At 59.9% G+C, this 22,654-nt stretch carries 20 protein-coding genes; 6 read left to right on the forward strand and 14 right to left on the reverse strand.

Translation table 11 applies throughout. The annotated features are described in order from the left end of the window. Positions 1-9: 9 nt before the first annotated feature. The gene (locus AB4P97_RS23225) at positions 10-396 is read right to left on the reverse strand and encodes a hypothetical protein (RefSeq protein ID WP_150688302.1); all 387 of its coding nucleotides are present in this window, start codon (positions 394-396) and stop codon (positions 10-12) included. A gap of 151 nt (positions 397-547) precedes the next feature. On the opposite strand from AB4P97_RS23225, the gene phoB reads away from it, so the two are divergent. From phoB to AB4P97_RS23240, 3 genes are all read left to right on the forward strand, one after another. Continuing rightward, on the forward strand, positions 548-1,237 hold the full coding sequence (gene phoB, locus AB4P97_RS23230) for a phosphate regulon transcriptional regulator PhoB (protein WP_007896474.1): 690 nt from the start codon (positions 548-550) through the stop codon (positions 1,235-1,237). Between the two features lie 137 nt (positions 1,238-1,374). Further along, positions 1,375-2,661, forward strand: a complete 1,287-nt coding sequence (gene phoR, locus AB4P97_RS23235; RefSeq protein ID WP_215729332.1) for a phosphate regulon sensor histidine kinase PhoR — start codon at positions 1,375-1,377, stop codon at positions 2,659-2,661. Between the two features lie 122 nt (positions 2,662-2,783). Further along, positions 2,784-4,124 (forward strand): hemolysin family protein, encoded by a 1,341-nt coding sequence (locus AB4P97_RS23240; protein ID WP_042561813.1) that lies wholly within the window; start codon positions 2,784-2,786, stop codon positions 4,122-4,124. Between the two features lie 114 nt (positions 4,125-4,238). On the opposite strand, the gene AB4P97_RS23245 is transcribed toward AB4P97_RS23240, so the two are convergent. From AB4P97_RS23245 to AB4P97_RS23280, 8 genes are all read right to left on the reverse strand, one after another. Then, positions 4,239-5,135 carry a M23 family metallopeptidase gene (locus AB4P97_RS23245; protein ID WP_042561814.1) on the reverse strand — a complete coding sequence of 299 codons (897 nt, stop codon included), beginning with the start codon at positions 5,133-5,135 and terminating at the stop codon, positions 4,239-4,241. Between the two features lie 208 nt (positions 5,136-5,343). Continuing rightward, positions 5,344-6,303, reverse strand: coding sequence for a response regulator (locus tag AB4P97_RS23250; RefSeq protein ID WP_042561815.1), 960 nt, complete (start codon positions 6,301-6,303; stop codon positions 5,344-5,346). Between the two features lie 176 nt (positions 6,304-6,479). Then, the gene (phoU, locus tag AB4P97_RS23255; RefSeq protein ID WP_042561816.1) at positions 6,480-7,241 is read right to left on the reverse strand and encodes a phosphate signaling complex protein PhoU; all 762 of its coding nucleotides are present in this window, start codon (positions 7,239-7,241) and stop codon (positions 6,480-6,482) included. Between the two features lie 125 nt (positions 7,242-7,366). Beyond that, entirely contained in the window at positions 7,367-8,200 is an 834-nt protein-coding gene (pstB, locus tag AB4P97_RS23260; protein WP_042561817.1) for a phosphate ABC transporter ATP-binding protein PstB, read from the reverse strand. 93 nt (positions 8,201-8,293) lie between these two features. Continuing rightward, positions 8,294-9,964 carry a phosphate ABC transporter permease PstA gene (gene pstA / locus AB4P97_RS23265; protein WP_042561818.1) on the reverse strand — a complete coding sequence of 557 codons (1,671 nt, stop codon included), beginning with the start codon at positions 9,962-9,964 and terminating at the stop codon, positions 8,294-8,296. Between the two features lie 16 nt (positions 9,965-9,980). Further along, positions 9,981-12,014 (reverse strand): ABC transporter permease subunit, encoded by a 2,034-nt coding sequence (locus AB4P97_RS23270; protein WP_181818473.1) that lies wholly within the window; start codon positions 12,012-12,014, stop codon positions 9,981-9,983. A gap of 424 nt (positions 12,015-12,438) precedes the next feature. Beyond that, positions 12,439-13,437 carry a phosphate ABC transporter substrate-binding protein PstS gene (locus AB4P97_RS23275; RefSeq protein WP_042561820.1) on the reverse strand — a complete coding sequence of 333 codons (999 nt, stop codon included), beginning with the start codon at positions 13,435-13,437 and terminating at the stop codon, positions 12,439-12,441. Positions 13,438-13,667: 230 nt separating this feature from the next. Beyond that, complete coding sequence (locus tag AB4P97_RS23280) at positions 13,668-14,966, reverse strand: MFS transporter (protein ID WP_042561821.1); 1,299 nt, start codon at positions 14,964-14,966, stop codon at positions 13,668-13,670. A gap of 375 nt (positions 14,967-15,341) precedes the next feature. On the opposite strand from AB4P97_RS23280, the gene AB4P97_RS23285 reads away from it, so the two are divergent. After that, entirely contained in the window at positions 15,342-15,746 is a 405-nt protein-coding gene (locus AB4P97_RS23285) for an acyl-CoA thioesterase (protein WP_003229628.1), read from the forward strand. Positions 15,747-15,804: 58 nt separating this feature from the next. After that, complete coding sequence (locus AB4P97_RS23290; protein WP_047304235.1) at positions 15,805-16,704, forward strand: D-hexose-6-phosphate mutarotase; 900 nt, start codon at positions 15,805-15,807, stop codon at positions 16,702-16,704. 122 nt (positions 16,705-16,826) lie between these two features. Here the strand turns inward: AB4P97_RS23290 and AB4P97_RS23295 are convergent, their stop codons facing one another. From AB4P97_RS23295 to AB4P97_RS23315, 5 genes are all read right to left on the reverse strand, one after another. After that, positions 16,827-17,363 carry a DUF3299 domain-containing protein gene (locus AB4P97_RS23295; RefSeq protein ID WP_042561823.1) on the reverse strand — a complete coding sequence of 179 codons (537 nt, stop codon included), beginning with the start codon at positions 17,361-17,363 and terminating at the stop codon, positions 16,827-16,829. Between the two features lie 88 nt (positions 17,364-17,451). Beyond that, on the reverse strand, positions 17,452-17,697 hold the full coding sequence (locus AB4P97_RS23300; RefSeq protein ID WP_016772475.1) for a GlsB/YeaQ/YmgE family stress response membrane protein: 246 nt from the start codon (positions 17,695-17,697) through the stop codon (positions 17,452-17,454). 111 nt (positions 17,698-17,808) lie between these two features. Continuing rightward, the gene (locus AB4P97_RS23305; RefSeq protein ID WP_042561824.1) at positions 17,809-18,891 is read right to left on the reverse strand and encodes a 5-(carboxyamino)imidazole ribonucleotide synthase; all 1,083 of its coding nucleotides are present in this window, start codon (positions 18,889-18,891) and stop codon (positions 17,809-17,811) included. A 10-nt stretch (positions 18,892-18,901) separates the two neighbouring features. Next, on the reverse strand, positions 18,902-19,393 hold the full coding sequence (gene purE, locus AB4P97_RS23310; RefSeq protein ID WP_007954291.1) for a 5-(carboxyamino)imidazole ribonucleotide mutase: 492 nt from the start codon (positions 19,391-19,393) through the stop codon (positions 18,902-18,904). Positions 19,394-19,724: 331 nt separating this feature from the next. Beyond that, positions 19,725-20,633, reverse strand: coding sequence for a LysR substrate-binding domain-containing protein (locus AB4P97_RS23315; protein ID WP_042561825.1), 909 nt, complete (start codon positions 20,631-20,633; stop codon positions 19,725-19,727). A 180-nt stretch (positions 20,634-20,813) separates the two neighbouring features. On the opposite strand from AB4P97_RS23315, the gene aspA reads away from it, so the two are divergent. Next, on the forward strand, positions 20,814-22,238 hold the full coding sequence (gene aspA, locus AB4P97_RS23320; RefSeq protein WP_042561826.1) for an aspartate ammonia-lyase: 1,425 nt from the start codon (positions 20,814-20,816) through the stop codon (positions 22,236-22,238). The last annotated feature ends 416 nt before the right edge of the window (positions 22,239-22,654 follow it).

Here is a 22,654-nt window from a genome sequence, read left to right on the forward strand (position 1 = left end):
GAATCGCGGTTATTTCTGCGATTCGCGAACGACGTGCCAGACGCTTTTCATCTTGTCGCCTGTCATGTCTCCAGGCTTCTCGTCCTTCATGAAGGTGTACAGCGGTTTGCCATCGTAGGCGTACTGCATCATGCCGTCATCGCGCTTGATGACACTCCATTTGCCGTCAGCCTTGGCGTCCGCCGGCGCCATCAATGGTGGCCAGTTCTTGGCGCAGTCGTCGTTGCACATCGACTTGCCGCCAGCGTCCTTGTCGAACGTGTAAAGCGTCATGCCTTTGTGGTCGACCATCATGCCGTCTTTCATCATGGCCGGATCGGCAGCCATCGCCAGTCCAGGCAGAGTCAGGGCGGCAGCCATCAGCAAAGCCTTGAAGGAAACAGTCATTTGAGTCATGGAAACCTTCTCTTGTGGTTGTCAGGATTCGGACTCAAAGCTTAGTTGAGGATCTGCACATTCGCCCCCGAGCTAAAATACTGTCACACGACTGCAATAATTCCGTTATCTAATGCGGCGCAAGACAGTTAAATGACAAGAGGATTAAGGCATGGTTGGCAGGAGCATTCTGATCGTCGACGACGAAGCGCCCATTCGCGAAATGATCGCCGTGGCGTTGGAAATGGCCGGCTATGACTGCCTCGAGGCAGAGAACTCGCAGCAGGCCCACGCCATCATCGTCGACCGCAAGCCGGACCTGATCCTGCTCGACTGGATGCTGCCCGGCACCTCCGGCATCGAATTGGCCCGACGTTTGAAGCGTGACGAGCTGACCGGGGACATCCCGATCATCATGCTCACCGCCAAGGGCGAAGAGGACAACAAGATCCAGGGTCTTGAAGTCGGCGCCGATGACTACATCACCAAACCGTTTTCCCCACGCGAGCTGGTTGCCCGCCTCAAGGCCGTGTTGCGCCGTGCCGGCCCAACCGATGGCGAAGCGCCAATCGAAGTCGGTGGCCTATTGCTCGACCCGATCAGCCACCGCGTGACCATCGACGGTAAACCGGCCGAGATGGGCCCGACCGAATACCGTCTGCTGCAATTCTTCATGACCCACCAGGAACGCGCCTACACTCGCGGCCAGTTACTGGATCAGGTCTGGGGCGGCAACGTCTATGTTGAAGAGCGTACGGTCGACGTGCACATCCGACGCCTGCGCAAGGCCCTCGGCGACGCCTACGAAAATCTGGTACAAACCGTGCGTGGCACCGGCTACCGGTTTTCCACAAAAGCATAAAAACAGCTGCAAGCTTCTAGCTACAAGCGGCAAGAAACAGCGAGCCGCTCTGACTTGTAGCTTGCAGCTTGAAACTTAAAGCTGCGGCTAAGGACGCCCCCGTGAATCAAAACTGGCATGGCACCCTGATTCGCCACATGCTGCTGCTGGTCACCGCCTGTCTGGTGATAGGCCTGATCACCGGCTATTACGGCTGGAGCCTCGCGGCGGGTCTGGGCATTTACCTGGCCTGGACACTCAAGCAATTGCTGCGCCTGCACGAGTGGTTGCGCCTGCACCAACCCGATGAAGCACCGCCCGATGGCTACGGTCTGTGGGGCGAAGTGTTCGACAGCATTTATCACCTGCAACGCCGCGACCAACGAGTGCGCGGGCGCCTGCAAGCGGTGATCGACCGGGTTCAGGAGTCCACCGCCGCGCTGAAAGACGCGGTCATCATGCTCGACAGCGACGGCAACCTCGAATGGTGGAACCGCGCCGCCGAAACCCTGCTCGGACTCAAAACCCCACAGGACAGTGGCCAACCGGTGACCAACCTGGTGCGCCATCCGCGCTTCAAGGAATACTTCGAGCAGGACGCTTACGCAGAGCCGCTGGAAATCCCCTCGCCGACCAACGATCGCGTGCGCATTCAGCTGTACCTCACGCGCTACGGCAACAATGAACACTTGATGCTGGTGCGCGACGTCACGCGCATTCATCAGCTGGAACAGATGCGCAAAGACTTCATCGCTAACGTCTCCCACGAATTGCGCACGCCGCTGACGGTGATCTGCGGCTATCTGGAAACCCTGCTCGACAACGTCGAAGAAGTGAACCCGCGCTGGAGCCGCGCCCTGCAGCAGATGCAACAACAGGGCGGGCGCATGCAGACGCTGCTAAACGACTTGTTGCTGCTGGCGAAGCTGGAAGCCACCGATTACCCGTCCGACAACCAACCGATACAGATCGACACGCTGTTGCAATCGATCACGAGCGACGCGCAGCAATTGTCCGGCTCGAAAAACCAGCGCATTACTCTGGAGGCCGACAGCAGCCTGTCGCTCAAAGGCAGCGAGGCGGAGCTGCGCAGCGCGTTTTCCAATCTGGTGTTCAACGCGGTGAAGTACACCCCGGCCGAGGGCAATATCCGCATTCGCTGGTGGGGCGACGATCAAGGTGCACACCTGAGCGTGCAGGATTCGGGGATCGGCATCGACAGCAAACACCTGCCGCGACTGACCGAACGCTTCTACCGTGTCGACTCCAGCCGCAACTCCAACACCGGCGGCACCGGGCTCGGTCTGGCCATCGTCAAACACGTGTTGTTGCGCCACCGCGCGCGCATGGAGATCAGCAGCGTGCCCGGCCACGGCAGCACATTCACCTGCCATTTCGCCCCGGCTCAGGTCGCTTACGCACGGGCGATCAGCGCCGCCGAGTGATACCGGCCGGCACGCGCCACTAGGCAATCGCCAAGTCAGCCGCTACATTGGCTGACTTGTGCCTGCCTTTCAGGCGCGGCTTTTATCTCTTTTGAATCACACGGAACCCGCAAAACTCCATCATGGACCCTTCCCCTGGCTTGTCCCTCGCATCAATATTCGCCGATTTCGGCATGATCCTTTTTGCTCTGATCCTGGTTTTGCTCAACGGCTTTTTCGTTGCGGCAGAATTCGCCATGGTCAAACTGCGCTCGACCCGGGTCGAGGCCATCGCTGACAAGAACGGCTGGCGCGGGCACATCCTGCGCACCGTACACAGCCAGCTCGATGCGTACCTCTCGGCGTGTCAGCTCGGTATCACCCTCGCCTCGCTTGGTCTGGGCTGGGTCGGTGAGCCCGCGTTTGCGCATATTCTCGAACCGCTGCTGAGCGCGGTCGGCGTGCAATCGCCGGAGATCATCAAAGGCGTGTCGTTCTTCACCGCGTTTTTCATCATTTCCTATCTGCACATCGTGATCGGTGAGCTGGCGCCCAAATCCTGGGCGATCCGCAAACCCGAACTGCTGTCGCTGTGGACGGCGGTGCCGCTGTACCTGTTCTACTGGGCGATGTACCCGGCGATCTACCTGCTCAACGCCAGCGCCAACGCGATTCTGCGTATCGCCGGCCAAGGTGAACCCGGCCCGCACCATGAACACCATTACAGCCGCGAAGAACTGAAACTGATCCTGCACTCCAGCCGTGGCCAGGACCCGAGCGATCAGGGCATGCGTGTTTTGGCCTCGGCAGTGGAGATGGGCGAACTGGAAGTGGTCGACTGGGCCAACTCCCGCGAAGACCTGATCACTCTGGAATTCAACGCGCCACTTAAAGAAATTCTGGCGATGTTCCGTCGCCACAAGTTCAGCCGTTATCCGGTGTACGACAGCGAGCGCCAGGAGTTCGTCGGCCTGCTGCACATCAAGGATCTGCTGCTGGAACTGGCGGCGCTGGATCACATTCCCGAATCGTTCAACCTGGCTGAGCTGACCCGCCCGCTGGAGCGCGTGTCGCGGCACATGCCGCTGTCGCAGCTGCTGGAGCAGTTCCGCAAGGGTGGCTCGCACTTCGCCGTGGTCGAGGAGGCTGATGGCAACATCATCGGCTACCTGACCATGGAAGACGTGCTGGAAGTGCTGGTCGGCGATATTCAGGACGAACACCGCAAGGCTGAACGCGGCATTCTTGCCTATCAGCCGGGCAAGCTGCTGGTGCGCGGCGACACGCCGTTGTTCAAGGTTGAACGCCTGCTGGGAATCGACCTGGACCACATCGAAGCCGAAACCCTCGCCGGCCTGGTTTATGAAACCCTGAAACGGGTGCCGGAAGAGGAAGAAGTGCTGGAAGTCGAAGGCTTGCGGATCATCATCAAGAAGATGAAAGGGCCGAAGATTGTGCTGGCGAAGGTGTTGATGCTGGGTTGATCGACGGATCCGGCACCGCGCCGATCGCTTCGCGAGCAGGCTCGCTCCCACCCTGAAATGCATTTCAAATGTGGGAGCGAGCCTACTCTCGAAGGCGCCAGGTCTGACACCGCGTTACTGCTTGCCCAACGCAAAGTTGGGCATCGCCCCCAGCGGCTGGTTGAACTGATACGGAATCGAGACCAGCCCCGCGCCGCTGTTGCGCTGCACCACAAAGTGCAGGTGCGGGCCACTGCTGTTGCCAGTGTTGCCCGACAGCGCCAACGGACTGCCCACCGTCACCCGCTGCCCTTCGCGCACACTCACCGAACCTTGCTTGAGATGCAGGTACACGCCCATCGTGCCGTCGTCATGCAGCACCCGCACGAAATTGCCGGACGCATCATTGCCGCGCCCACTCTGCGAATTCTCGGTCTTTACCACCACGCCGGCCCGCGCCGCGATGATCGGCGTGCCGACCGGCATGGCGATGTCCATCGCATATTTGTTCTTCGGCCCGTAGTGGCTGTATTGGCCGTTGGCACCCTGACTCAAGCGGAACGGCCCACCACGCCACGGCAGCGGATAACGGTAGCCCTGCGCCGTTCCGGCAGGATCGCCGAGGGAGTAGTGAAACTGCGGCGAATACACCAGTGGCTGGCCGCCGGACACCGCTCTGAGCAACGCCAACCGCGTATTGCTGCGCGCCGGCAGCACCCGGCGAATGGTTTGAGTCGGCGCGCCACGCACGTTGCTCAGCCCGGTAAACGCCAGCGCTATCTCAACCGGCGCATACAGGTCGTTGCGCACGAATACCACGTCGGCGCCTTTCTGTTTCTTGATGTCGAGGTAGACCTGGCGCTCGAGGCGCTCGACCATTCGGTCCTGAAACACGAACACCTTCGCACCTTTGCTCGGACGGTCGCTGTAAGAGACCACGCCGTTGGCATCGGTGGATTTGTAGATTGTCATCGCCACAGCCAGGTTGGAGGCCATGACCAAACCACAGAAAAACAGCAGTCGCGCGAGCATGGGCAAGAGTCTGTCGAAGTAAGGCCTGGGAAAGAGCCTAGCAGGTGAGACAGACCAGGGTAGTCGAGAGATGTTTCAAATTAGCCAGTCTGGAAAATGGACGCCGTAAGGGATGGCCCCTTCGCGAGCAGGCTCGCTCCCACATTTGGAATGCGATCCAAGGTGGGAGCGAGCCTGCTTGCGAAGACGGACCGTCAGGCGATAGAGATCACGCGCCAGGAACGAAGTGCTTCTGCGCCGTGCCGCGGGCGATCAGGCGGGAGATGTAGTCGAGTTTCTGCGCGTCCTGGTCGACGAAGCGGAACGTCAGTTGCAGCCATTCGCTGTCAGGTTTCTGCTCAAACGCAACGATGGCGTGCAGATAGCCATTGAGGCGAGCGATTTCGGCGTTGTCACCCTGCTCCAGATCGAGCACAGCGCTGTCGAGGATCTGCGGCAGGGTGTCGGTGCGTTTCACTACCAGCAGCGCTTCCTTGATGCTCAGGGCCTTGATCACACATTGCTGCGTGCCGCTCGGCAGGCGCAATTGGCCCTGGCCGCGACCGCTGGCAGGCGAGGACACAGCCGCAGGTGCCTTGACCGGCGGACTGTTGAGCAGGCCACGCGACGCGGCCGCCGCAGGCGCAGGCGCTGCGGCGACAGGCTTGGCAAACGGATTGACCGCCGCCGCAGCCGGGGCGCCGCCACCAATGACCGCTGCTTTGCCGCCGGTCAAGGCACTCAGGGAGTCGTTGCCGAATGCCGAGTTCATCTTGGTCGGTGCGCTGTTCATCAGGGTGTCGAGCTTGCCGACCTTGTTCAGTGCCTGCTTGACCTTGGTCAGCAGTTGTTCGTTGGTGAACGGCTTGCTGACATAGCCGGAAACGCCGGCCTGAATCGCCTGCACGACGTTTTCCTTGTCGCCACGGCTGGTGACCATGACAAACGGCATGGTCTTGAGATTGTCCTGCTCGCGGCACCAGGTCAGCAGTTCCAGACCCGACATTTCCGGCATTTCCCAATCGCACAGAACCAGGTCGAAGGCTTCACGGGCCAGCATGGCCTGGGCCTTTTTGCCGTTGATGGCGTCCTCGGTGCGGATCCCCGGGAAATAATTACGCAGGCACTTTTTCACCAGGTCACGAATGAACGAAGCATCGTCCACAACCAACACACTGATCTTGCTCATCCAACACCCCTATTAAAATCCCGGCAAGCATAACGCTGGCTGATGGCACATTGCCAAAACTCTTCAGTCACGCCGGGACTTTTCGTTCGCGGGTGCTGCTTTTTAATTCGATTGATTCAAAAGCACCGGAAACAAAAACGCCCGGCCAAAGGGCCGGGCGCTTTTCTCAGGCAATCTTACTTATCGTCAGCAACGCCCGGAACATTAGCGGTTTCGCCGCTTGTGCCCTGAACTTCTTCCTTCATGCGCTTGAGGCCCATGTGGCGCACGTCGGTACCGCGCACCAGATAGATCACCAACTCGGAGATATTGCGCGCGTGGTCGCCGATGCGCTCCAGCGAACGCAGCACCCAGATGATGCTCAAGACGCGCGAGATAGAGCGCGGGTCTTCCATCATGTAGGTCGCCAGTTCACGCAGGGCGGTCTTGTACTCGCGGTCGATGATTTTGTCGTATTGCGCCACCGACAAGGCCAGATCGGCGTCGAAACGGGCAAACGCGTCCAACGCATCGCGGACCATGTTGCGCACCTGGTCGCCGATGTGGCGAACCTCGACGTAACCGCGCGGGGCTTCGCCTTCTTCGCACAACTGGATAGCGCGGCGGGCGATCTTGGTAGCTTCGTCGCCGATGCGTTCCAGGTCGATCACGGACTTGGAGATGCTGATGATCAGACGCAGGTCGGACGCCGCCGGCTGACGACGGGCCAGAATGCGCAGGCATTCTTCGTCGATGTTGCGTTCCATCTGGTTGATCTGGTCGTCAATCTCGCGCACCTGCTGAGCCAGGCCGGAGTCGGCCTCGATCAATGCCGTGACCGCGTCGTTGACCTGCTTCTCGACCAGCCCGCCCATAGCCAGGAGGTGGCTGCGCACTTCCTCAAGCTCGGCGTTGAACTGCGCGGAAATGTGATGGGTAAGGCCTTCTTTAGAAATCATTGTTCGCTCCGCGAAAGTTGCAAGCTTCAAGCTGCAAGCTGCAAGCTTCAAGCAGTTATGTATAAGTCCTGATATCGCACCGCATCTTTCTTGCCGCCTGAAGCTTGCGGCTTGCAGCTGTACGACTAGCCATACCGCCCCGTGATGTAGTCTTCGGTCTGCTTCTTGGCCGGATTGGTGAACAGCGTATCGGTATCGCCAAATTCCACCAGTTTGCCCATGTACATGAACGCCGTGTAGTCGGACACCCGCGCGGCTTGCTGCATGTTGTGGGTCACGATGACGATGGTGAACTTGGACTTCAGTTCGTAGATCAGCTCTTCGACTTTCAGCGTCGAGATCGGGTCGAGTGCCGAGCACGGTTCGTCGAGCAGCAGGACTTCCGGTTCAACCGCGATGGTGCGAGCGATCACCAGACGTTGCTGCTGACCACCGGACAGGCCGAGTGCCGACTCGTGCAGACGATCTTTTACTTCGTCCCACAGCGCCGCGCCTTTGAGGGCCCACTCAACGGCTTCGTCGAGGATGCGCTTCTTGTTGATGCCCTGGATGCGCAGACCGTAAACCACGTTTTCGTAGATGGTTTTCGGGAACGGGTTCGGCTTCTGGAACACCATGCCGACGCGACGACGCAGTTCGGCCACATCTTCGCCCTTGCGATAGATGTTGTTGCCGTACAGGTTGATCGCGCCTTCGACACGGCAGCCGTCAACCAGGTCGTTCATGCGGTTGAAAGTCCGTAGCAGCGTGGATTTGCCGCAGCCGGACGGGCCGATGAACGCGGTCACGCGCTGTTTCGGAATATTCATACTGACGTCGAACAGCGCTTGCTTCTCGCCGTAGTACAGGCTCAGGCCCGGCACTTCGATGGCAACGGTTTCCTGCTCGAGGTTCAGGCTCTGCTTGTCGCGGCCCAGGGCAGACATGTTAATGCCGTGGGTATGCGTTTCGTGCTGCATGGGTCTCACTCCGTTCGTAGCTGCAAGCTTCTGGCTGCAAGCTGCAAGTTTGAGCAAAAGCGGCTTGTAGCTTGCCGCTTGTGGCTAATGGCTTTAGCTATCCAGTGCTTTGTATTTTTCACGCAGGTGGTTACGGATATACACCGCCGACAGGTTCAACGTCGCGATCACCAACACCAGCAACAGCGCCGTGGCATATACCAGCGGGCGTGCCGCTTCGACGTTCGGGCTCTGGAAGCCGACGTCATAGATATGGAAGCCCAGGTGCATGATCTTCTGGTCCAGGTGCAGGTACGGATAGTTGCCATCCACCGGCAGCGAAGGCGCCAGTTTCACCACACCCACCAGCATCAGCGGCGCCACTTCACCGGCGGCACGGGCCACCGCGAGGATCATGCCGGTCATCATCGCCGGACTGGCCATCGGGATGACGATCTTCCACAAGGTTTCAGCCTTGGTGGCGCCGAGGGCCAACGAGCCTTCACGCACGGTGCGAGGAATCCGCGCCAGACCTTCTTCAGTGGCCACGATCACCACTGGCACCGCCAGCAGCGCCAGCGTCAGCGAAGCCCAGAGCAGACCCGGCGTACCGAAGGTCGGTGCCGGCAACGCTTCCGGGAAGAACAAGCGGTCAACCGAACCACCCAACACGTAAACGAAAAAGCCCAGGCCAAACACGCCGTAAACGATTGCCGGAACACCCGCGAGGTTGTTCACCGCGATCCGGATGATCCGCGTCAGGGTGTTCTGCTTGGCGTATTCACGCAGGTACACCGCCGCCAGCACGCCGAACGGAGTCACGATCATCGCCATGATCAGCGTCATCATCACGGTGCCGAAAATCGCCGGGAAGATCCCGCCCTCGGTGTTCGCTTCACGCGGGTCGTCCGACAGGAACTCCCAGATCTTGCTGAAGTAGAAACCGACCTTGGTCAGAGTGCTCATCGCGTTCGGCTGGTAGGCGTGAACCACTTTGCCCAGATCGATTTGAATCTCTTTGCCGTTGGCATCGCGAGCGGTCAAAGCGTCGCGGTTGAACTGCGCATGCAGGTCAGCCAGACGCGCTTCGATGTCTTGATAGCGGGCATTGAGTTCGGCACGCTCGGATTCCATGTCGGCTTGCGCGGCGGCGTCGAACTTACCTTCAAGCTCCAGTTTGCGACTGTGCAGACGGATGCGCTCCAGCCCTGCGTTGATCGCGCCGATGTCGGATTTTTCCAGCGATTTCAGTTGCGCGGCCAGACCATTGACGCGGTCGATCCGCGCTTGCAGTTCAGGCCAGGCCGCTTCACCTTCAGCGATGACCTTGCCGTCCTGTTTGACGTTGACCAGGTAGCCGTAGAAATTGCCCCACTCGCGACGTTCGATCGCCATCAGCTCCGGCGGCGTCTTCTGGTTGGTCAGCCACTCGCCGACGATCCAGGTGAAGTCGTTGCCGTTCAGGTCACGGTTGCCGACTTTGATCAGCTCGCGCGTCATGAATTCCGGGCCAGCGTCCGGCACCGGCAAACCGGCGCTCTTCAGACGGGCGCGGGGCACTTCTTCTTTCTGCACCACTTCGCCGACCACAAGGTGCTGGGCCTGGCCCGGCACGTCGTAGCTGGCGTGGATCAGATCCGCCGGCCAGAAGTGACCCAGACCGCGCACGGCAATCACCGCCAGCAGGCCAATGGTCATGATGACCGCGATGGACACCGCGCCACCGCTGATCCAGACGCCTGGGGCGCCGCTCTTGAACCATCCTTTCAGGGAGTTCTGTTTCACAGACTTCTACCTTTGCTTAAAGCGACGAGTATTTCTTGCGCAGACGCTGACGAATCAGTTCTGCCAGGGTGTTCATGACGAAGGTGAACAACAGCAGCACCAGCGCCGAGAGGAACAGCACGCGGTAGTGGCTGCCGCCGACTTCCGACTCGGGCATTTCCACCGCGACGTTGGCAGCCAGGGTGCGCAGGCCTTCGAACAGGTTCATTTCCATGACCGGGGTGTTACCGGTGGCCATCAGCACGATCATCGTTTCACCGACCGCACGGCCCATGCCGATCATCAGTGCCGAGAAGATGCCCGGGCTGGCGGTGAGGATCACCACGCGGGTCATGGTCTGCCACGGCGTGGCACCGAGGGCCAGCGAGCCGAGGGTCAGACCACGGGGCACGCTGAACACGGCGTCTTCGGCGATCGAGTAGATGTTCGGGATCACCGCAAAACCCATGGCCAGACCAACTACCAGAGCGTTGCGCTGGTCGTAGGTGATGCCCAGATCGTGGGAGATCCACATGCGCATGTCGCCGCCGAAGAACCAGTTCTCCATGAACGGGCTCATGTACAGCGACAGCCAGCCCACAAACAGGATCACCGGAATCAGCAACGCACTTTCCCAGCCATCCGGAACTCTCAGGCGGATCGACTCAGGTAGACGGCTGAAGGTGAAACCGGCCACCAGAATGCCGATCGGCAGCAACATCAGCAGGCTGAAGATGCCCGGCAAATGTCCTTCTACATAAGGCGCGAGGAACAGACCGGCGAAGAAACCGAGGATCACCGTCGGCATCGCTTCCATCAGCTCGATGACCGGTTTGACCTTGCGGCGCATGCCCGGCGCCATGAAGTACGCGGTGTAGATCGCGGCGGCAACAGCCAGCGGCGCAGCCAGCAGCATCGCGTAGAACGCGGCTTTCAGGGTGCCGAAGGTCAGTGGCGACAGGCTCAGTTTCGGTTCGAAATCGGTGTTGGCCGCAGTCGATTGCCAGACGTATTTAGGCTCGTCGTAGTTCTCGTACCAGACCTTGCTCCACAGCGCGCTCCAGGACACTTCCGGGTGCGGGTTGTCGAGCAGCAGCGGTTGCAGCTTGCCGCCGGCTTCGACGATGACGCGGTTGGCGCGTGGCGACAGACCGAACAGGCCCTGGCCTTCAACAACCTGATCGACCAGCAAGGTACGGTGCGCGGTGCTGTGGAACACGCCGAGCTTGCCGTCGGCATCCAGCGCGAGGAAGCCTTTGCGGCGCTCTTCGGCGGTGATCTCAATGATTGGCGCCTTGCCCATCTGGAACGTACGAATCTGCTTCAGGCGCTGCTCGCCATCGGGGTCGCGGGCCATGAACCACTGGGCCAGACCACCTTTGGAGTCACCGACGATCAGCGAGATACCGCCGACCAGTTGCGTGGTCGCGGTGACTTCAGCGTCAGCGTTTTCGAGCAATTTATAGCGACCGTTGAGGCTCTTGTCGCGCAGGCTGAACACGTCGGCCTGGGCACGACCGTTGACCACATACAGCCACTGCTGGCGCGGGTCGACGAAGATGTTTTTCACCGGCTCGGTCATCTGCGGCAGATCAATACGCTTCTGCTCGTTGGTGACTTCGCCAGTCATCATGTTTTCTTCGCTGGTCAGCGACAAAACATTGAGTTGCGAACCGGTCGAGCCCACCAGCATCAGGGTCGAATCAGTGGCATTGAGGCTGACGTGCTCCAGCGCACCGCCGCTTTCGTTCAACGTGATCGGCGTGTTGCCGTACGGATACTCGATAGCCGGGCTGATGGTTTTCTTGCTGTCGGGGTAGCTGACTTTATAGGTGTGTCGGAACACCAGTGCCTGACCGTTGGACAAGCCTACGGCCACGAGCGGATGACCTGGCTGGTCTTTACCAATGGAGGTCACGGTTGCGCCTGCCGGCAACGGCAGATCGACGCGACTCAGTTCAGCACCACTGTCGATATCGAAGAACAGCGCCTGGCCCTTGTCGGAAACGCGCATGGCCACCTGATTCTGTTCTTCGAGCGAAATCATCAGCGGCTTGCCGGCGTCCTGCATCCAGGCCGGGGTGATGGCATCATTCACGGTCAGATCGGCACCCTTGAACAGCGGCGCGACGACGTAGGCGAGGAAGAAAAAGATCAGGGTGATGGCTACCAGCACCGCCAGGCCGCCAACGAGGACGTACCAGCGGGTGAAGCGATCCTTGAGCGCGCGAATGCGGCGCTTGCGTTGCAGCTCAGGCGTATTGAAGTCAATGCGCTTGGGAGGATTTGTAGTCATGTTGGAATTGGCCAGATCATTCATGCGCTCACCCTAGCGATCCTGTATGACAGAAAGATGACAATGCAGTGACGCAGCAAATCCACCGCCAACAGAGCTGGCAGAGGATCGAAAATTTGAGAGGTGTATAAAAGGCCGGTCTGCGGGCAGATCCGGCCTTTCACCTGAGTCCGAAGGGGTTCACCTCGGACTCAATTTGTTACTTCTTGGCGACAGCGCCGCCTTCTTGCAGACCCAGGTCAGCCAGTGCTTTTGCAGCAACCTTGGCCGGCAGTGGGATGTAGCCGTCTTTCACAACCACTTCCTGACCCTGTTTGGACAGAATCAGTTTCACGAACTCGGCTTCCAGCGGGGCCAGAGGCTTGTTCGGGGCCTTGTTGACGTAAACGTAGAGGAAGCGCGACAGCGGGTACTTGCCGTTCAGGGCGTTTTCTTCGGTGTCTTCGATGAAATCGGTGCTGCCTTTCTTGGCCAGAGCTACCGTTTTCACGCTTGCGGTTTTGTAGCCGATGCCCGAGTAACCAACGCCGTTCAGCGAGGAGCTGATCGACTGCACGACCGAAGCCGAACCTGGTTGTTCGTTGACGTTTGGCTTGAAGTCGCCTTTGCACAAGGCTTCTTCTTTGAAGTAGCCATAGGTGCCCGATACCGAGTTACGACCGAACAGCTGAACCGGCTTGTTGGCCAGGTCGCCAGTCACACCCAGGTCACCCCAGGTTTTCACGTCGGTTTTAGCACCGCACAGGCGAGTGGACGAGAAGATCGCGTCGACTTGCTCCATGGTCAGACCCTTGATCGGGTTGTCCTTGTGTACGAATACAGCCAGGGCGTCCACGGCAACCGGGATAGCGGTTGGCTTGTAGCCATATTTGGTTTCGAAGGCTTGCAGCTCGTTATCCTTCATCTTGCGGCTCATCGGGCCCAGGTTAGCGGTGCCTTCAGTCAGCGCAGGTGGCGCGGTCGAAGAACCGGCGGCCTGAATCTGGATGTTTACGTTCGGGTATTCTTTTTTGTAGTTCTCAGCCCACAGGGTCATGAGGTTGGCCAGGGTATCGGAGCCGACGCTGGACAGGTTGCCCGACACACCGGTGGTCTTGGTGTAGCTCGGGATAGCAGGGTCAACAGCGGCAACCGCGTTGGCAGTCGCAACGCCAGCAGCGACAAAAGTCATTGCCGCCATCAAACGCTTCAGTTTCATGCCTTACTCCTAGCAGATAGGGTGTGTTAAGTCGGGGCCAAGTATCAGCAGGCCGTGTGAACACTCTATGGCTGAAATATGACAATTGGATGAAAGGCCAGCATTCGGGTTTTAAAAGATGATTCGAGGCGCCCATTCGCGAGCAGGCTCGCTCCCACACCGGGAACGCATTCCAAGTGTGGGAGCGAGCCTGCTCGCGAAAGGGTCGTGACTACCGAGGAGATTTCGGATCAGCGCCCCTTCTTCCAGAGCCACGCCCCCACCAGGATTCCCACCGCGCAGAGCACCGCCACATAGTAGGCAGGCCCCATCGGGCTTTCTTTCAGCAGCAGGCTGACGATCATCGGCGTCAGGCCACCGAAGATTGCGTACGCCACGTTGTAGGAAAACGACAAGCCACTGAAGCGCACCACCGGCGGGAACGCCTTGACCATCACATACGGTACCGCACCGATGGTGCCGACCAGCAAACCGGTCAGGGCATACAGCGGGAACAGCCAGTTCGGGTGATCGGCAAGGCTGTGATAGAAGGTCCAGGAGCTGATCAGCAGGCCCAGGCAACCGAACACGAATACGCGCCCGGCGCCAAAGCGATCCGCCAGCGCGCCGGCAATGATGCAGCCAAAACTCAGAAATACGATCGCCAGGCTGTTGGATTGCAGCGCGGTGGTTGGCGAGAAGTGATAGACCGTTTGCAGCACGGTCGGGGTCATCAGGATCACCACAACGATGCCGGCAGACAGCAGCCAGGTCAGCAGCATCGAGATCGCGATCGCCCCGCGATGATCACGCAGCACCGCGCGCAGCGGCACTTCTTCGGCCAGCGCCTTGCGCAGTTGCAGCTCGGCAAATACCGGGGTCTCGTGCAGCCAGCGGCGCAGGTAAACCGAAAACAGGCCAAACACGCCGCCGAGCAGGAACGGAATCCGCCAGGCGTAATCGGAAACTTCGGTCGGCGTATAGAGGCTGTTGATCGCCGTGGCGACCAGCGAGCCGAGCAGGATACCGGCGGTCAGGCCGCTGGTGAGGGTGCCACAGGCGTAACCCATATGCTTTTGCGGCACGTGTTCGGAAACAAAGACCCACGCCCCCGGCACTTCACCGCCAATCGCCGCGCCTTGAATCACGCGCATCAATAGAAGAAGGATCGGCGCCCACATGCCGATCTGCGCATACGTCGGCAGCAAACCCATGATCAGGGTCGGCACGGCCATCATGAAGATGCTCAGGGTGAACATCTTTTTGCGCCCCAGCAGATCGCCGAAGTGCGCCATTACAATGCCGCCCAGCGGACGCGCGAGATAACCGGCGGCGAAGATGCCGAAGGTCTGCATCATGCGCAGCCACTCAGGCATGTCGGCCGGGAAGAACAGTTTGCCGACTACGGTGGCGAAGAATACGAAGATGATGAAATCGTAGAATTCCAGCGCGCCCCCCAGGGCGGACAGCGACAGGGTCTTGTAGTCATTGCGGGTCAACGGTCGTGCGGGTTGCTCGGGCTGCGCGAGGCTCGAAGGCGCTGTGGTCATGGCAAGGGCTTCTCTTATAGTCGGATCTGCCGCCACAACAACGCTGGCGGTGGCTTGGGCAGGTTCGGCACCATAGCAAATTGTTCGAAAAAGCACATAGAGCCGCGTATTTGACAGTCGAAATCAGAACCGGACGGTCGTCGTGGAGTCTACCGACCGATATACTCGCAACCTTGCCCCGGTTTGTAGGGGGTTGCTGTGCGAAAACGTTGTTGGCCCGCCCTTTGATCGGCGCAGCCGGTTTCGCAGAGTTTCTCCTTAGGCGCCTTATGGAAAACGTGACGAACGTAGTATGTTCGGTGCTGAATCGTTTTTCCCGAAGACGGCTACCACCAGCAGCACTAACAAAGAGTCACGGGTCAGAGGCCCCTCGGCATGATAGAACTCGAACAAGAAGATCCGATCCCACAGGGCGACCTGGCCCTGCAAATCACCGCGCTTCCACGCGAAACCAATGGCTTTGGCGATATTTTCGGCGGCTGGCTGGTAGCGCAGATGGATTTGGCCGGCACCGCGATGGCCAGCCGCGTCGCCGGTGGCCGCGTGGCCACTGTCGCCATTGATCGCATGGCGTTTCTGGTGCCTGTGGCGGTCGGAGCGCAATTGTCCTTTTACACCCAGACCCTGGAAATCGGTCGCAGCTCGATCCAGATGATGGTCGAGGTGTGGAGCGACGATCCGTTGTCCAGCGAGTGGCGTAAGGTGACCGAAGCGGTATTCGTCTTCGTCGCCATCGACGGCAGTGGCCGCACTCGTTCGGTGCCACCACGCGCACGTTAAACCTCACGGCCGTTTGACGGTCGATAGTCGTCCCAAGTGTCTGATCGAGAGCTGTCCCATGACCACGCCCAACGTTGAAGCCGTGAAACTGGATGAACTGAACTGCTGGCGCATTCGCCACGGTCAGGCTGAAGTGTTGGTCGCCCAGCAAGGCGCGCACATCCTCAGTTACCAGATCGACGGCCAGCCGCCGATCATCTGGCTCAACGACAAGGCCACGTTCAAGACCGGCAAGAGCATCCGTGCCGGCGTGCCGGTGTGCTGGCCGTGGTTCGGCAAGTTCGAACGCAATCCGCAGAGCGTGCAGGCGATGTACACCGGTGAGCAACCGGCCCCTGCGCACGGTCTGGTGCGTGCGATGGATTGGGAGCTGGGCGGCATCGAAGCCGAGAGCAACGGGATCAAGGTCGAGTTCAAATTGCCCTATCCCGAAGGCGGCCTGCCGGGTTGGCCGCATCAGGTGGATCTGACCCTGACGCTGCGTCTGTCGGATGAGCTGCAATTCAGCCTGACCAGCCATAACCGTGGCAGTGACTCCGTCAGCCTGAGTCAGGCGCTGCATACTTACTTTGCTGTCAGCGACGTACGCAATGTGCATGTCGACGGCGTGAAGGGCTTGGATTACATCGAGACGCTGGACGACTGGAAGACCCACAGCCAGCAAGGCGATCTGCATTTTGCCGGGGAAACCGACCGCATCTACCTCGATACGCCGCCGCAACTGAGCATCGTCGACTCGACGTGGGAACGGCGCATCGTGCTGACCTCTACCGGCTCGCGGACGGCCGTGATCTGGAACCCCTGGATCGACCGCGCTGCGGCGCTCAGCGATATGGATAACGATGGCTGGCAGCGCATGCTGTGCATCGAGACGGCGAATGTGATGAGTGATGTGGTGACTCTGGCACCGGGTGCGAGCCATACGATGGGCGTCAGCGTCGCCAGCAAAGCGCTCTAATCAGCAGCACAATACAAAATGCGGGAGCGAGCCTGCTCGCGAAGGCGTGGTATCAGTCAACATTCAAATGCCTGACACACCGCTTTCGCGAGCAGGCTCGCTCCCACAGTTGTTTCGTGGTGTCAGAGATCAGATTCCTGCACCACCCGCACCTTGTCCGCCTCCAGCGCATAGGCCGCATCGGCCAGGTCATTGCTGACCTTCTCGACCTTCAGCGTGCCGCTCACCCACAGCGGCGTATAGATGTCGTCCAGCTTCAAACCCTTCGGATACCGCACCAGCACCAGTTGGTTCGGCGGCGGTGGCGGCACGTGGATGCACGCGCCCGGGTACGGCACGAGGAAGAACAGCGTGCTGCGGCCCTTGGCGTCGGATTCCAGCGGCACCGGATAACCACCGATGCGGATGTGCTTGTCGTTCATCGACGCTACGGTTTTGGTCGAGTACATGACCGCCGGCAGACCTTTGGCCTGCTTCATCCCCCCCTTCTCGGTGAAGGTGCCGGTGGCTTCCGGGGAGTTGTGGTCGATTTCAGGCATGGCCTCGAGGGCCTTTTGATCCGACTTGGGCATCAGTTCGAGCCAATCGGTTTCCGGCAGTTCGCTGGCGTGGGCCAGACCGCTGCCCAGCAAGAGGAGAGTCAACAGGAGACGGCGCATGAAGGAGCTCGGTAAAAAAAGGAAGTTGAAACGCCGAGCATTCTAGCCCTCCCCGCCGCGATGGCGGAGAGGACTTTGTCGCTTTGAATCAGTTCTTTTTGATCAGGCCGTAGATCACCAGCAACACGACTGCGCCAACCAGCGCGCCGAGGAAGCCTGCGCCCTCGCCCGCCTGATAAATGCCCAGAGCCTGGCCGCCATAGGTGGCCGCCAGCGAACCGCCGATACCGAGCAGGATGGTCATGATCCAGCCCATGCTGTCATCGCCCGGTTTCAGGAACCGAGCCAGCAGGCCGACGATCAAGCCGATAAAGATGGTTCCGATAATTCCCATGGCATTTCCCTCTGATTTGGTAGATATGCCAAAGCCTAGACAGACTTTGGCATCCTGCCATGAGAGAACGGCGGCCCCTGAATGGTTCCGTCGCTGCCACATGAAACTCTTTTACTCGGCGATCAGCGCTTCGACCTTGAGGATCTGCGCTTCAAGCGTGGCCTTGTCGGCGCAGCGCAGGTTGGCGTGACCGACCTTGCGCCCGGCCTTGAAGGCCTTGCCGTAGTGGTGCAGATGGCAGCCTTCGATGGCGATGACTTTCTCAACCGGCGGGACAACGCCGATAAAGTTGAGCATCGCGCTCTCGCCGACCTTGGCCGTCGAACCCAGCGGCAGACCGGCAACGGCACGCAGGTGGTTTTCGAACTGGCTGCACTCGGCGCCTTCGGTGGTCCAGTGCCCGGAGTTGTGCACGCGTGGGGCGATTTCGTTGGCCTTGAGGCCACCGTCGACTTCAAAGAACTCGAACGCCATCACACCGACGTAATCAAGCTGCTTGAGCACACGGCTGGAATAATCTTCGGCCAACGCCTGCAACGGGTGATCAGTGCTGGCGATCGACAACTTGAGGATGCCGCTGTCGTGGGTGTTGTGCACCAGCGGGTAGAACTTCGTTTCGCCATCGCGGGCACGCACGGCGATCAGCGAGACTTCACCGGTGAACGGCACGAAGCCCTCCAGCAAGCAGGCAACGCTGCCGAGTTCGGCAAAAGTGCCGACCACGTCTTCAGGTTTGCGCAGGACTTTCTGACCCTTGCCGTCGTAACCCAGCGTGCGGGTTTTCAGCACGGCCGGCAGACCGATTGCAGCCACGGCAGCATCCAGATCGGCTTGTGACTGAATGTCGGCAAAGGCTGGGGTCGGGATCCCCAGATCCTTGAACATGCTCTTTTCGAACCAGCGATCACGCGCGATGCGCAGGGCTTCGGCGCTTGGATAGACCGGCACGAATTGCGAGAGGAACGCTACGGTTTCAGCCGGGACGCTTTCGAATTCGAAGGTCACCAGATCGACTTCATCGGCCAATTGGCGCAGATGGTCCTGATCGCCGTAATCGGCCCGCAGGTGTTCGCCCAGCGCAGCGGCGCAAGCGTCCGGCGCAGGATCGAGGAAAGCGAAGTTCATGCCCAGCGGAGTGCCCGCCAAGGCCAACATGCGACCCAACTGGCCGCCACCGATTACACCGATCTTCATCTCAACAACCTCAGGCAATACGTGGGTCTGGATTGTCCAGGACGCTGTCTGTCTGCTCGGCACGGAAGGTTTTCAGCACCGCGTGGAATTGCGGATGCTTGGCGCCAAGGATACTCGCCGAGAGCAGAGCTGCGTTGATCGCGCCAGCCTTGCCGATGGCCAGGGTGGCGACCGGAATGCCGGCCGGCATTTGCACGATCGACAGCAGTGAATCGACGCCCGAGAGCATTGCCGACTGCACGGGAACGCCCAGCACCGGCAGGTGGGTCTTGGCCGCACACATGCCCGGCAAGTGAGCTGCGCCACCAGCACCGGCGATAATCACCTCGATGCCTCGGCCTTCAGCCTCTTCGGCGTACTGGAACAGCAGATCCGGGGTACGGTGTGCAGAAACCACCTTGACCTCGTACGGGATGCCGAGCTTTTCCAGCATATCGGCGGTGTGGCTAAGGGTGGACCAATCGGACTTGGAGCCCATGATCACGCCAACCAGTGCACTCATCGTCGCGCCTCTTCTCTCTGGGCGCCCGCAGGCGCGTCAAAAACAACAAGCCACGCAGGTTGCGTGGCTTGATTGTACGAAAAATGGCCGGTCGTACCGGCCAAAGGCCGCGCAGTATACCGCAAAGAAAGCAATAAACAGCCCCCTGCACGACCATCTGTCATCTGCCGCAAAAGCCCGGTTTTATTGACTTGAAGGTCAGTCCAGAAACACCGCAAATCCCTTGTGGGAGCTGGCTTGCCAGCGATGACGTCGTGTCAGCAAACATTGAGGGAGACTGGCCAACCAGCAATCGCTGGCAAGCCAGCTCCCACAGGGTTATTCGATGGGTTCAGGTGTTTTGTGCGGCGCCACCTTCTAGCTTGCGCCACAGCAGACGGACGTTGGCCTTGCGCACCAGTGCGCAGCGGTACAGACGAATCTCCAGTGGCACATGCCATTGCGGGCCGCCGCACACAACGAGTTCACCGCGTGCCAGTTCCGCACGCACACTCAGTTGTGGCACCCAGGCAATGCCGAGGCCTTCCAGCGCCATGCTTTTCAGGCTGTCGGCCATGGCGGTTTCATAAATGGTGGTAAACCGCAGCTGACGCTGGCGCAGCAAACCGTTCACTGAGCGTCCGAGAAAAGCCCCGGCGCTGTAGGCGAGCAGCGGCACGCTGGCTTCGCCTTCCAGATCGAACAGCGGTTTGCCATCGGCATCCGCCGCGCACACCGGCAACATTTCGGTCTGGCCCAAATGCAGCGACGGGAAAATCTCCGGGTCCATCTGCATCGCCGCGTCCGGGTCATAGAACGCCAGCATCAGATCGCAACCACCCTCGCGCAACGCATGCACGGCGTCACCGACGTTGGTCGCCACCAACCGAGTGGCAATATTCAGTCCTTCATTACGCAGTTGCGCGATCCAGCGCGGGAAGAAACCAAGCGCCAAGGAGTGAGCGGCGGCCACCTGCATCACCTCGCCCTGCCCGCCTTCCAGATGATGCAGGTGACGCAACACTTCGCCGAGCTGCTCAACCACGGTGCGCGCGGTCACCAGAAACAATTGCCCCGCCGCCGTCAGTTCGATCGGCGTGCGCGATCGATTGACCAAAGTCAGCCCCAGCGCCGCTTCGAGGCTGCGGATCCGCCGGCTGAATGCCGGCTGAGTCACGAAACGTCGTTCGGCGGCCTGCGAGAAGCTGCGGGTGGCGGCCAGAGCACTGAAGTCCTCGAGCCATTTGCTTTCCAGATTCATCACGTCCTCCCGGACACGCACCAAAACAGGTCACACGTCTGCCGCGCACGCGGCGTCACACGGGCATTATGCCGAATGTGCATAGGCCAGTGCTTAACAGCATTGGCCCAAATTTCCCCACAAGCCTAGCATTCGCAGCGTTCCGGCACAGACCGGGTCCATATCGAGATGATTTCTATCATGTCCTCCGCTGCATCTTTCCGCACAGAAAACGACCTGCTTGGCGCCCTCGAAGTACCGGCTCAAGCGTATTACGGCATCCAGACCCTGCGAGCGGTGAACAACTTCCGCCTCTCGGGCGTTCCGATTTCGCATTACCCGAAACTGGTTGTGGGTCTGGCGATGGTCAAACAGGCCGCCGCTGACGCCAACCGTGAATTGGGTCACCTGAGCGAAGCCAAGCACGCTGCCATCAGCGAAGCCTGTGCACGATTGATCCGCGGTGATTTCCACGAAGAATTCGTGGTCGACATGATTCAGGGTGGCGCCGGTACCTCCACCAACATGAACGCCAACGAAGTGATCGCCAACATTGCTCTGGAAGCAATGGGTCACCAGAAAGGCGAGTACCAGTACCTGCACCCGAACGACGACGTGAACATGGCGCAGTCGACCAACGACGCCTACCCGACGGCCATCCGCCTGGGTCTGCTGTTGGGTCACGACACCCTGCTCGCCAGCCTCGACAGCCTGATTCAGGCATTTGCGGCCAAAGGCAAAGAATTCGATCACGTCCTGAAGATGGGCCGTACCCAACTGCAAGACGCCGTACCGATGACCCTCGGCCAGGAATTCCGTGCTTTCGCCACCACCATGGGCGAAGACCTGGCCCGTCTGAAGACGCTGGCCCCGGAACTGCTGACTGAAGTGAACCTGGGCGGCACCGCGATCGGCACTGGCATCAACGCCGACCCGCGTTATCAGGCGCTGGCTGTACAGCGTCTGGCGCTGATCAGCGGCCAACCGCTGGTGCCAGCGGCCGACCTGATCGAAGCCACCTCCGACATGGGCGCCTTCGTGCTGTTCTCCGGCATGCTCAAACGCACCGCGGTCAAGCTGTCGAAGATCTGCAATGACCTGCGCCTGCTGTCCAGCGGTCCACGCACCGGCATCAACGAGATCAACCTGCCGGCGCGTCAGCCAGGCAGCTCGATCATGCCCGGCAAGGTCAACCCGGTGATCCCGGAAGCCGTTAACCAGGTAGCCTTCCAGGTCATCGGCAACGACTTGGCACTGACCATGGCAGCCGAAGGCGGCCAGCTGCAATTGAACGTGATGGAGCCGCTGATCGCGTTCAAGATCTTCGACTCGATCCGCCTGCTGCAACGCGCCATGGACATGCTGCGCGAGCACTGCATCGTCGGCATCACCGCCAACGAAGCGCGCTGCCGTGAACTGGTCGAGCACTCGATCGGTCTGGTCACCGCACTGAACCCGTACATCGGCTACAAAAACGCCACCCGCATCGCCGGTATCGCTCTTGAAAGCGGCCGCGGCGTGCTGGAACTGGTGCGCGAAGAAGGTCTGCTCGACGAAGCCATGCTCGCCGACATCCTGCGCCCGGAAAACATGATTGCTCCGCGTCTGGTTCCGCTCAAAGCCTGAGCCGACGCGTTACTTGTAGCACCGCTCACCAGGTCGAGGGACTAGACACCTCTCACCTTTTGAGGGCTTGGGGATCCGTCCCCAGGCCCTTTTTTTTAACTTCTTTGCAGCAGGACATTGAATGTTTTGTGCTTTTGATACCGCCAAGATCGCAGCCTTCGGCAGCTCCTACATTGATTGACGTGCACCTGTAGGAGCTGCCGAAGGCTGCGATCTTTTGATTCTGCAGCACCTCGTTTCGTCGCTTGCACCACTACCGTGCAGACGGGCGCGCCACTGATCGGTATAGTGCCGCCCCTCTTCGCGTGAGCGGTCGTCGGTAACGAGGCCATCACCCATGCGAAACCCGAACTAATAACAAACCCGCGAAATGGATCCGGGACGAAACCTTCGCCTCACCCGTCGTGCCGTGCGCA

This window comes from Pseudomonas sp. A1230 (assembly GCF_044218825.1).
Classification (GTDB): domain Bacteria; phylum Pseudomonadota; class Gammaproteobacteria; order Pseudomonadales; family Pseudomonadaceae; genus Aquipseudomonas; species Aquipseudomonas iridis.

Excerpts from the sequence above, each read along its gene's own strand:
- AB4P97_RS23240 (WP_042561813.1), top strand. The coding sequence starts at position 2,784 with ATGGACCCTTCCCCTGGCTTGTCCCTCGCATCAATATTCGCCGATTTC.
- phoB (WP_007896474.1), top strand. The coding sequence starts at position 548 with ATGGTTGGCAGGAGCATTCTGATCGTCGACGACGAAGCGCCCATTCGC.
- AB4P97_RS23275 (WP_042561820.1), bottom strand. The coding sequence starts at position 13,437 with ATGAAACTGAAGCGTTTGATGGCGGCAATGACTTTTGTCGCTGCTGGC.
- AB4P97_RS23280 (WP_042561821.1), bottom strand. The coding sequence starts at position 14,966 with ATGACCACAGCGCCTTCGAGCCTCGCGCAGCCCGAGCAACCCGCACGA.
- purE (WP_007954291.1), bottom strand. The coding sequence starts at position 19,393 with ATGAGTGCACTGGTTGGCGTGATCATGGGCTCCAAGTCCGATTGGTCC.
- AB4P97_RS23270 (WP_181818473.1), bottom strand. The coding sequence starts at position 12,014 with ATGCAGGACGCCGGCAAGCCGCTGATGATTTCGCTCGAAGAACAGAAT.
- AB4P97_RS23315 (WP_042561825.1), bottom strand. The coding sequence starts at position 20,633 with ATGAATCTGGAAAGCAAATGGCTCGAGGACTTCAGTGCTCTGGCCGCC.
- AB4P97_RS23300 (WP_016772475.1), bottom strand. The coding sequence starts at position 17,697 with ATGGGAATTATCGGAACCATCTTTATCGGCTTGATCGTCGGCCTGCTG.
- aspA (WP_042561826.1), top strand. The coding sequence starts at position 20,814 with ATGTCCTCCGCTGCATCTTTCCGCACAGAAAACGACCTGCTTGGCGCC.
- AB4P97_RS23245 (WP_042561814.1), bottom strand. The coding sequence starts at position 5,135 with ATGCTCGCGCGACTGCTGTTTTTCTGTGGTTTGGTCATGGCCTCCAAC.
- phoU (WP_042561816.1), bottom strand. The coding sequence starts at position 7,241 with ATGATTTCTAAAGAAGGCCTTACCCATCACATTTCCGCGCAGTTCAAC.
- AB4P97_RS23305 (WP_042561824.1), bottom strand. The coding sequence starts at position 18,891 with ATGAAGATCGGTGTAATCGGTGGCGGCCAGTTGGGTCGCATGTTGGCC.
- AB4P97_RS23290 (WP_047304235.1), top strand. The coding sequence starts at position 15,805 with ATGACCACGCCCAACGTTGAAGCCGTGAAACTGGATGAACTGAACTGC.
- AB4P97_RS23285 (WP_003229628.1), top strand. The coding sequence starts at position 15,342 with ATGATAGAACTCGAACAAGAAGATCCGATCCCACAGGGCGACCTGGCC.
- AB4P97_RS23250 (WP_042561815.1), bottom strand. The coding sequence starts at position 6,303 with ATGAGCAAGATCAGTGTGTTGGTTGTGGACGATGCTTCGTTCATTCGT.
- phoR (WP_215729332.1), top strand. The coding sequence starts at position 1,375 with ATGCTGCTGCTGGTCACCGCCTGTCTGGTGATAGGCCTGATCACCGGC.
- AB4P97_RS23295 (WP_042561823.1), bottom strand. The coding sequence starts at position 17,363 with ATGCGCCGTCTCCTGTTGACTCTCCTCTTGCTGGGCAGCGGTCTGGCC.
- AB4P97_RS23225 (WP_150688302.1), bottom strand. The coding sequence starts at position 396 with ATGACTCAAATGACTGTTTCCTTCAAGGCTTTGCTGATGGCTGCCGCC.
- pstB (WP_042561817.1), bottom strand. The coding sequence starts at position 8,200 with ATGCAGCACGAAACGCATACCCACGGCATTAACATGTCTGCCCTGGGC.